Source organism: Mycobacterium sp. E735, from assembly GCF_001666955.1.
In the GTDB taxonomy this organism is placed as follows: Bacteria; Actinomycetota; Actinomycetes; order Mycobacteriales; family Mycobacteriaceae; genus Mycobacterium.
Map to the genome: position 1 here is coordinate 22,845 of NZ_LZIX01000286.1, position 10,220 is coordinate 33,064.

At 67.2% G+C, this 10,220-nt stretch carries 7 protein-coding genes; 2 read left to right on the forward strand and 5 right to left on the reverse strand.

The features are described from left to right. Nucleotides 1-71 precede the first annotated feature (71 nt). Entirely contained in the window at nucleotides 72-1,085 is a 1,014-nt protein-coding gene (locus tag A5704_RS23975; RefSeq protein ID WP_067891440.1) for a pyridine nucleotide-disulfide oxidoreductase, read from the forward strand. Between the two features lie 64 nt (nucleotides 1,086-1,149). Here A5704_RS23975 and A5704_RS23980 read toward each other — a convergent pair whose 3' ends face one another. The 5 genes from A5704_RS23980 to A5704_RS24000 form a co-directional block, all read right to left on the reverse strand. Beyond that, the gene (locus A5704_RS23980) at nucleotides 1,150-1,824 is read right to left on the reverse strand and encodes a hypothetical protein (RefSeq protein WP_067749492.1); all 675 of its coding nucleotides are present in this window, start codon (nucleotides 1,822-1,824) and stop codon (nucleotides 1,150-1,152) included. Continuing rightward, complete coding sequence (locus tag A5704_RS23985; protein ID WP_067749490.1) at nucleotides 1,812-2,225, reverse strand: thioesterase family protein; 414 nt, start codon at nucleotides 2,223-2,225, stop codon at nucleotides 1,812-1,814. The genes A5704_RS23980 and A5704_RS23985 overlap by 13 nt, the downstream gene beginning before the upstream one ends. Further along, nucleotides 2,222-7,060 (reverse strand): NAD-glutamate dehydrogenase, encoded by a 4,839-nt coding sequence (locus tag A5704_RS23990; RefSeq protein ID WP_067891431.1) that lies wholly within the window; start codon nucleotides 7,058-7,060, stop codon nucleotides 2,222-2,224. Before A5704_RS23990 ends, A5704_RS23985 begins: the two co-directional genes overlap by 4 nt. 120 nt (nucleotides 7,061-7,180) lie before the next feature. Beyond that, nucleotides 7,181-8,857 (reverse strand): energy-dependent translational throttle protein EttA, encoded by a 1,677-nt coding sequence (ettA, locus tag A5704_RS23995; RefSeq protein ID WP_067749486.1) that lies wholly within the window; start codon nucleotides 8,855-8,857, stop codon nucleotides 7,181-7,183. Between the two features lie 80 nt (nucleotides 8,858-8,937). After that, nucleotides 8,938-9,420, reverse strand: a complete 483-nt coding sequence (locus A5704_RS24000; protein WP_067749484.1) for a single-stranded DNA-binding protein — start codon at nucleotides 9,418-9,420, stop codon at nucleotides 8,938-8,940. Between the two features lie 198 nt (nucleotides 9,421-9,618). Here A5704_RS24000 and A5704_RS24005 point away from each other — a divergent pair. Further along, a partial coding sequence (locus A5704_RS24005; RefSeq protein ID WP_156737745.1) for a DUF222 domain-containing protein occupies nucleotides 9,619-10,220 on the forward strand: 602 nt, incomplete at its 3' end.

Genomic DNA, 10,220 nt, shown 5'->3' on the forward strand with positions numbered 1-10,220 from the left:
GGCCAAGTTCCGGCGCAGCGCTTGGCTCGTCGCTGCTCTATACCTAGTACATGGCGACCTACTCGTGGACAGTGATCGGAGCCGGACCCGCGGGAATCGCGGCGGTGGGGCGGCTGCTCGATCAGGGCGTGCCGCCTGACAAGATCGCCTGGCTCGATCCTGCCTTCGCCGCGGGTGACCTGGGCGGCAAGTGGCGGTCGGTGTCCAGCAACACCATTGCCGGAACCTTCCTGAGTTTCTTGAACGGCTCTGCGGCCTTTCGGTTTTCGGAGGCCCCGCCTTCCCCGCTGGCCGAAGTCGACCCGGAGGAGACTTGCGCCCTGGCCCTGGTCGCCGACCCGTTGGTGTGGGTCACCGGGCACCTGCGCGAGCGGGTGCACGTGTTCGAGACGGTGGCCACCAGCCTGTCGCTGCAACGGCGGCAGTGGCGGATCCAGACGCAGGATTCGGAAGTAAGGTCGGACAACGTGATCCTCGCGATCGGCGCGGAACCGAAGAGTCTCGACTACCCCATCGACGCGATTCCGGTCGAGGTCGCCCTCGACGCCGACAGGCTCGCCGAGGTGCCACTCGAAGGCGCGACGGTTGGCGTCTTCGGCTCGTCGCACTCGTCGATGATCGCGCTGCCGCACCTGCTGCGGCTTCCGGTCGGCAGGGTGATCAATTTTTACCGCAGTCCGCTCAAATATGCTGTCTATCTTGATGATTGGATACTGTTCGATGACACCGGCCTCAAGGGCCGAGCCGCCGTCTGGGCCCGGGAGAACATCGACGGGGAGTACCCGGAACGGTTGGAAAGGTGCTGGGTTGCCGGCCCGGACTTCGACGAGAAGCTCGCCGAGTGCGACCGCGTCGTCTACACCGTCGGCTTCGAGCAGCGAAAGCTGCCCGAGACGCCCCAGTGGGGACCGCTGCAGTACAACCGGATGAACGGAATCCTCGCCCCCGGCCTGTTCGGGCTGGGCATCGCGTTCCCCGAGTACGCCGAAGACCCGTACGGCTATGGGCAATACCGCGTCGGCCTCAAGAAGTTCATGGATTACCTCGACGCGGTTCTGCCGTTGTGGATGGTCTACGGCACCTGATCCGCCGCCCGACGACCGCATTTAACTCAACATGATTTCCGACCGACACCGGTCGTCTCAGGCGTCAGCTCAATAAGAGAGCCGGGTCGCCGCGGCGCCGGTACACCGAGCCAAACCGGGCGTCGAGGCGCAACCAGGTCGGCAGGATCCGAACGCGGATCATCTCGTCGGCGCCGACGGCGTCGGCCGACTGCGGCAGGAAACCCATTGCGGTCAAGGCGAACACACACCGCATCGGCAGTCCCACACTACCGCCCGGCGAGCTCACCTGGACGACTTCCTGGTCGAGCAGCGACACCGGCGGACCGTGCGAACTGCCATGCTCCTTGGCGAGTTGCGCCCCGCGCTGCGCGAGGTCGAGCATCACCCGGGCGGGTATGTCGTCGAGGTGCGTGAAGCCGGAGTCCGGCGGCAGCGCCCCGCGCCACGCGGAATCCATCGCGAAGCCGGGGTCGACGTAGCCCGAGTCGTCCATCGCGGACAGGCCGCGCGCCAGCGCGTCCGCACCCACGGACAGATCCTCGGGCCGCACTTCGCCGCCCACCACCCGGCTGGCCAGGACGTCGAAACCCGTTGCCACCCAGGCAGTCAGCAGGCCCGCCGATCGAGCGCGCAGGCGAATGACCGCGGCGTCGTCGAGGCGCAGCGCGTAGTCGACGAACGCGGCCAGATCCCTGCGCTGGGCGGCCCGGTCGGCTGGCCCCAACCAAAGCCCGCGGTCAACTACTACCGAATCCACCGTTGCAGATACTCCCGATGGTGTGGGGAGAGCCGCACCAGCCGCTCCTCCTCGATGTGAACGGCGGCCAGCTGCGACTCGGCGATGACGGCGGGTTTGGACTCAGGATCGGCGCTGACCGAGCGCACCTCGTAGCCCAGCGTGAAGTCCACCGCCCGCAACCGCTTGGTCCACATCGTCACCTGCAGCGGCGAATCGACCAGCCGCAGTTGACCTTTGTAGGTCACCTTGACCTCGGCGATCAGCAACCCGATGGTCAAGATATCGACCTCGAACGCTTCGCGCAGGAACTGGACCCGGGCCTCCTCCAGAATCGTGACCATGGTGGCGTGGTTGACGTGCTGGTACATGTCGATGTCCGACCAGCGCACCGGTACGGGGGCTACGAAGCCGACGGTCAACTGGAGGATCCTCTCCCGCTGGTGCGGGTCATGCGCCGGATCTGGCGCGCGGCCACCGAGAGTGTCGCAAGATCCTTCTCCCCGCTTTCTTGGATTTCGATGAGGGTGCGGCGGGCCCGCTCCACCCTTGACGCCGACAGATGTTCCCACTCGGCGATCTTCTCCTCGCCGCTCTCGTCGGGCTCGCCCACGGCGAGCACGTCGAAGCACAACGACCGTAGCGACGCGTAGATGTCATCGCGAATCGCCAAGCGCGCCAACGAATGCCACCGGTCGTTGCGGGGTAGCTCGGAGACCGCCGTCAGCAGGCCGTCGGTGCCCAGCCGGTCCATCAGGGCGAAGTAGGTGTCCGCGACCTCGGCGGCGTCGATGTCGTTGATGTCGGCGATGTCGATGATGTCGAGCAGGCTGAAGCGGTACAGGCCCGCGGCGATCATGTACGCCAGATCCTCGGGCGCACCCTGCGACGAGAACTCGGCGGCCTCCTTCTCGACGATCGCCTTGTCGTCGCCGCGCAGCCACTCCGACATCCGGGGCGTGAGGTCTTTGACCTTCGCGGCGAACCGGTTGATCTCGGCGCCGACGGCCAGCGGCTGCGGACGGTAGTTGAGCAGCCAGCGGCCGGCGCGGTCGATCAGCCGTCGGGTGTCCAGCGTGAGCCGGTCCGACATGGCGACCGGCAGGTTCGCGGCGCGGATCCGCCGCCAGATCTCGCCCACGCCGAAGATGGCGTCGGTGGCTACGTAGGTGCGGACCGCGTCGACCGGCCCCACGCCGACGTCCTCGACGATCCGAAACGCGTAGCTGATGCCTGCGGTGTCGACCAGGTCGTTGATCAGCATGGTGGTGACGATCTCGCGGCGCAGCTGGTGGGTGCGGATCTCCGGGGTGAACCGTTCCCGCAACGGCGTCGGGAAGTATTGGGGCAACCGGGACGCGAACACGTCCTGCTCGGTCAGCTCGGTGTTCAGCATCTCCTCTTTGAGCCCGAGTTTGACGTGCGCCATCAGCGTGCACAGCTCGGGCGAGGTGAGCCCGATGCCGGCCTCGCACCGGCGGTCGATCTCCTTCTCCGATGGCAGCGCTTCGAGTTCCCGGTTGAGCCCTCGCTCGTCGACCAGGTACTGAATCTGCCTGCCGTGCACCGGCAGCAGGCTTGCCGCGTTGGCGCGGCTGGTGCCGATCAGGTCGTTCTGATCCTCGTTGTCGGTGAGCACCAGCTGCGCGACCTCGTCGGTCATCGACTCCAGCAGCTCTTTGCGCTCGGCGGGGTCGACGCGGCCTGCCGTCACCAGCGAGTCGATCAGGATTTTGATGTTGACCTCGTGGTCCGAGCAGTCCACCCCGGCGGAGTTGTCCATGGCGTCGGTGTTGATCCGCCCGCCCGACAGATCGAATTCGACGCGGCCAAGGGCGGTCACCCCCAGGTTCCCGCCTTCCCCGATCACCTTGGCGCGCACCTGGCTCGCGTTGACCCGCACGGGATCGTTGGCGCGGTCGCCGACGTCGGCGTCGGACTCCGACTCGGCCTTGATGTAGGTGCCGATGCCCCCGTTGAACAGCAGGTCGACCGGCGCCTGCAGGATCGCCTTGATCAGGTTCGGCGGCGTCATTTCGGTGACCTCGCCGTCGATGCCCAGCGCGTCGCGCACCTGCGAGCTGACCGGGATGGATTTGTGCTCGCGGCTGTACACCCCGCCGCCCTCACTGATCAGCGACTTGTCGTAGTCGTCCCAGCTGGATCGCGGCAGGTCGAACATCCGCCGGCGCTCCTCCCACGAGGCCGCGGGGTCGGGGTCGGGGTCGAGAAAGACGTGCCGGTGATCGAAGGCCGCGATCAGCCTGATGTGTCTGGACAGCAGCATGCCGTTGCCGAACACGTCGCCGCTCATGTCGCCCACGCCCACCACCGTGAAGTCCTCGGACTGGGTGTCGACGCCCATCTCCCGGAAGTGTCGCTTGACGGCCTCCCACGCGCCTTTGGCCGTGATGCCCATGGCCTTGTGGTCATAGCCCACCGATCCGCCGGATGCGAACGCATCACCCAACCAGAATCCGTAGGACTTCGCGACGTCGTTGGCGATGTCGGAGAAGGTGGCGGTGCCCTTGTCCGCGGCCACCACCAGGTAAGCGTCGTCGCCGTCGCGCCGGATCACCCCGGGCGGCGGGCTGACCTTCTTCGTTTTGTGGTCGACGTTGTCGGTGACGTCGAGGAGCCCGGAGATGAACAGCTGATAGCAGGCGACACCCTCGGCACGGATGGCCTCGCGGTCCTCCGCCTGGTCGCCGGTCGCCAGCGGCGGCCTTTTGACGACGAAGCCGCCCTTGGCCCCGACCGGCACGATGACGGCGTTCTTCACCGCCTGCGCCTTGACCAGGCCGAGGATCTCGGTGCGGAAATCGTCGCGGCGGTCCGACCAGCGCAGCCCGCCGCGCGCCACCGGCCCGAACCGCAGGTGCACGCCCTCGACGCGGGGCGAGTAGACGAAGATCTCGTACTTGGGCCGCGGCAGCGGCAGTTCGTCGATCAGCTGGGCATCGAGCTTGAGGGCCAGCACATTTCGGGCGCGGGCCGAACCCTCCCGGGTCACGAAGTAATTGGTGCGCAACGTCGCCTGCACCAGCGACGCGAACGCCCGCAGGATGCGATCGGTGTCCAGGCTCATCAGCGCGTCGATGTCGGCGGCGACCGCGGCAGCCGCCGCTTGGGCGTCGCGATTCCTCGACGAGCCCGACGGGCGGGGATCGAAGAGCGCCTCGAACAGGGCGACCAGTGAACGCGCCGTGGAGGGGTGCTCGTTGAGCACCGACTCGATGTAGGACTGACTGTAGGGAAAGCCCGCCTGCCGTAGGTATTTCGCGTAGGCACGCAGCAACACGACCTGCTGCCAGGTCAGCCGCGCGCGCATGACCAGTTCGTTGAAGCGGTCGATCTCGACCCGGCCTTCCCAGATCGCGGTGACCGCGTCGGCGAATCGCTGTGCGGTGGCCTCGCGCTCGGTTGTCGTGGTCGCCGGCGAGATGGTGGGGTGGGTCGAGATCTTGAACTGGTAGATCCACACCGGCAGGTTGTCCGGGCGGGTCACGGTGAAGGGCCGCTCCTCGAGCACCACCACGCCCATGCTCTGCAGCATCGGCAGCAGCTGGCTCAGCGAGGCGGTGCGCCCGCCCAGGAACCAGGTCAGCTGGGCGGCCCCGTCCTCGCCGCGCTCAGAGAACACTAGCTTTACCGAATTATCTTGCAGCCCTTGGATTATGGCGATGTGGTCGATGGCGTCGGCCGGGCTGACGGCCTGCTTGTAGACCTCCGAGAACGCCGTGGCGTAGTGCTCGACGTCGGCCTGCTCGGCGCGGCCGTCCGCGGCCGCGCCGAGCAACCGGTCGGTCCAGGTGCGGGCGGCCTCGCTCAGCAGCCCCTGGATGCGGACCCGATTGTCCTCGGAGACGTCGACGGGTGCGGCTTCTTCGGGCAGCCGCACCATGAAATGCATGAGGGCCCAGGGTGACTCGCTGACGCGGGCGGTGAACTCGAGCCGCGTGCCGCCGAATTCGCGGACCAAGATGTCTTCGATCTGAAGCCGCACCTGGGTGGTGTAGCGGTCGCGGGGCAAGTACACCAGGCAGGACACGAAGTATTGGAGCCGATCGGCGCGCAGGAACAACAACGCCCGCCGTTGGGATCCCAGGTCCACCACCGCTTTGGCCATCGCCAACAGCCGCTCGGCGCTGAGAGTGAAAAGCTCTGAGCGCGGGACGGTTTGGATGACGTCGAGCAGCAGCTGACCGGGGTGGATCGGGTCGCTGTCGGCCAGGGCGAGCGCGTCGCGGACCCGGGTCGAGACCGTAGGGATCTCCAGGACGTCGGCGTTCATGGCGGCGACCGTGAAGAGCCCGACGAAGCGGTGCTCGACGACTCCGTCGTCGGCCCTCTCCCGCACCGCGATGGCGTACGGATAGGCGCCGTACCGCAAGTAGCTGCCCACGACAGACTGCGCGAGCACCAGCAGCTTGTCGTCATCGGTCAATCGGGGGCGGGAACCGGTGCGGGTGCGCAGGACGCCCAGGCCGGGTGAGCCGTCGCCGGAGACCAGGCCCTCGTGCACGCGGCACCGTTGGTAGCCCAGCAGCAGGAAGTTACCGTTGCCCAGCCAGCGCAGCAGGGCGGCGACGTCGTCGCGGTCCGGCGCGGAGAACTGGCCGTGCGCGTTGGTTTCCACGTCCGCGGCCAGGCCGCTCAGGGCGGCGATCAACGCGCCCGCGTCGCTGGCGACCTGCTGCACGTCCGACAGGACCTTGGGCAGCAGCCGCTCGACTTCGACGAGGCCCTTGGTGTCGACCGACGGCAGCAGCTGCACGTGTATCCACGCTTCGCCGACGTATGGCGGTGCGCCGGGAGGTTTGGGTTCGACGCTGACCAGGTCGCCGTCCGAGTTGCGGTGCACCTCGAACACCGGCGTCATGATGGCGGCGTAGGGCACGCCGAGCCGGTGCAGCAGCACGGTGACCGAGTCCATCAGCATGCCGCCGTGATCGGTGACGACCTGCAGCGCGGGCCCGAATCCGGCCGGATCCTCCGCGGGGTACACCGCGACTCGGCTCTGGCCGGCGGGGCGGTGCTGGCCCAACCGATAGTGGGCGCCCAGCATGGCGGGAGTGACGATGGAGGTCGGGACGGTCAGGTCGATCGGACCGGAATCCGCCGCCCCCGGTTCGTCGCCGTGCGGGCCGCGATAGCTCTCGATGTAGGCCTTCGCGATCCAGCCCGGAATGTCCTCCTGCAGTGTGAACGCGGTCCACGGCTTGAGGGCCTGCTTGGCTCCGGGATCGATCGTCATGCCGATGGCTCCCAACTCGTGACCGATGTCACTGTGCTCAACCGCCCAGTCTCCCCCGCAATGGGGGGCGGCCCCCAGCGGCCGTCCGGGCCGCGTCACTGCGGGGCTGCGCAGCTGACACTAGTCGCGCGTGAGCTTTCGGTGGGTCACTCTGTGCGGTCGCGCCGCGTCAACTCCGAGGCGTGCGACCTTGTTCTCCTCGTACGCACCGAAGTTGCCCTCGAACCAGAACCACTTGGCCTCGTTGTCCTCGTCGCCCTCCCAGGCCAGGATGTGCGTGCACGTGCGGTCCAGGAACCAGCGATCGTGGGAGATCACGACCGCGCAGCCGGGGAATTTCTCCAGGGCGTTCTCGAGCGAGCCGAGCGTTTCGACGTCGAGGTCGTTGGTGGGTTCGTCGAGCAGGATCAGGTTGCCGCCCTCTTTGAGCGTGAGCGCCAGGTTCAGCCGGTTGCGCTCGCCGCCGGAGAGCACGCCGGCCGGCTTCTGCTGGTCAGGACCCTTGAAGCCGAACGCTGAAACGTAGGCGCGCGACGGGATCTCGTTCTGTCCGACCTCGATGTAGTCGAGGCCGTCCGAAACGACTTCCCACACGGTCTTCTTGGGGTCGATCCCGGCGCGGGACTGGTCGACGTAGCTGAGCTTGACGGTTTCTCCGACCTTGACCGTCCCGCTGTCGGGCTGTTCGAGTCCCACGATGGTCTTGAACAGCGTCGTCTTGCCGACGCCGTTGGGACCGATGACGCCGACGATGCCGTTGCGGGGCAGGGTGAAGGACAGGTCCTTGATCAGCGTGCGCCCGCCGAAGCCCTTGTCCAGGTGCTCGACCTCGACGACCACGTTGCCCAGCCGCGGCCCGACCGGGATCTGGATCTCCTCGAAGTCGAGCTTGCGCGTCTTTTCCGCCTCGGCCGCCATCTCCTCATACCGCTGCAGCCGCGCCTTGCTCTTCGCCTGGCGCGCCTTGGCCCCCGACCGCACCCAGGCCAGCTCCTCGGTCAGCCGCTTCTGCAGCTTGGCGTCCTTGCGGCCCTGCACCGACAAGCGCTCGGCCTTCTTCTCCAGATAGGTCGAATAGTTGCCCTCATAGGGGTACGCGCGACCGCGGTCGAGCTCGAGGATCCACTGCGCCACGTTGTCCAGGAAGTACCGGTCGTGGGTCACCGCCAACACCGCGCCCGCATAGGCGGCCAGGTGCTGTTCGAGCCACTGCACGCTTTCGGCGTCCAGGTGGTTGGTCGGCTCGTCGAGCAGCAACAGGTCCGGCTTGGACAACAGCAGCTTGCACAGCGCCACGCGCCGTCGCTCACCACCGGACAGGTTCGTCACCGGCTCGTCGGGCGGCGGGCAGCGCAGGGCGTCCATGGCCTGCTCGAGCTGCGAGTCGAGGTCCCAGGCGTCGGCGTGGTCCAGCTCCTCCTGCAGCCGGCCCATTTCCTCCATCAACTCGTCGGAGTAGTCGGTGGCCATCAATTCGGCGACCTCGTTGAACCGGTCCAGCTTGACCTTGATCTCGCCGAGCCCCTCCTCGACGTTGCCGCGCACCGTCTTCTCTTCGTTCAGCGGTGGCTCCTGCTGCAGGATGCCGACGGTGGCGCCGGTGGCCAGGAAGGCCTCGCCGTTGTTCGGCTTGTCCAGCCCAGCCATGATCCGCAAGACGCTCGACTTGCCGGCGCCGTTGGGGCCGACGACACCGATCTTGGCGCCCGGGTAGAAGCTCAACGTGACGTCGTCCAGGATCACCTTGTCGCCGTGCGCCTTGCGGACCTTTTTCATCGTGTAGATGAACTCAGCCATGCCGCGGTCATGCCTTTCTGGTCTTTTGAGAGAGTTCTCGCGACCATCCTAGGCATCGCGCGGTGGGCCGGATTCCGCAGCTAAGCCGACATCGGCAGCGGTCCCGCTTCGGCGGAGTCGACGCCGGCGTCGCGATCGGCGTCCTCACCAGCGGTGCCGGTCGCATCCGTGGGTGGCTTGCCGGCATCGCCGGCAGTCGGGCCGGTGTAGCCGGGCCTCTCGATGCGGACGATCGCGCGGGACACATCGGGCCCGACGGAGGTGGCACGCATCTCCAGCGACGAGCGGCGGTTGCCGTCGCGGTCCTCGTACTCGCTGGTGTACACGTGGCCCACGACAATCACCGGTGCACCCTTACCCAGCGCGGCGCCCACGCCGGTGACCAACTTGCCCCAGCAATTGACGTTGATGAACAACGAGTTGCCCGGCTCCCAGCCTCCGTCGGCCGTGCGCCGCCGGGAATTGCTCGCGACGCGGAACTTGATCACCTCCTGCGTGCCGACGTGTCGGCGTTCGGGGTTGGTGACGATGTGTCCGACGACCGTAAGCGGTGTTTCAAACATTGGCTGATCCCTTCTCGGTTGCCATTTCTCTGCTGTCGTGACCATTGACCTCGCCGCAACCGACGGACCTGGGGCCGAAACCGGGTCTCGGTGAGCGGTCCTGTGGAAAGAGACGGGACTGTGGAGTAGTTCGCGGGTCACATTCCAGCGCGGAATCGGCAACCGAAACTTGTCGTACCGCGCGGCGACGATGGGTTCATGTCTTCGACCGCATCGTCCGACTCCGTGGTGGTGAGCCCCAAAGACCGTCTCGGGGTGCTGTTCGAGGAGTTGGCGGAGTTGGCCGGTCAGCGCAACGCCGTCGATGGGCGCATCGTGGATTTGGTCGCCGAGATCGAGCGTGAGGAGCTGTGCGGCATGACCGGCGCGCGGTCGGTGCCGGCGTTGGTGGCCTGGAAGCTGGGGTTGTCCTCGACCACCGCGCACACGATCGCCACCGTCGCGCGCCGGGTCGAGGAGTTCCCCCGCTGCGCCCAAGGAATGCGGGAGGGCCGGCTGTCGCTGGATCAGGTCGGCGTCATCGCGGCACGTGCGGGTGGGGGGTCCGATGCGCACTACGCGGAGTTGGCGCAGGTGGCCACGGTGCACCAGCTGCGCACCGCGATCAGCCTCGAACCGCGTCCTGACCCAGGACCCCGGCGCGAGCTCGAGCCCTCGTTGAGGAAGACCTCCACCGAGCAGGGCGCCTGCTATCGGATCTCCCTGCCGTCTGCGGACGCCGCGACGTTCGACGCCGCCTTGCAGTCCCATCGTGACGCGCTGATCGCCGAATGGAAGCACGACCGCGCCGAGGGAGCGTC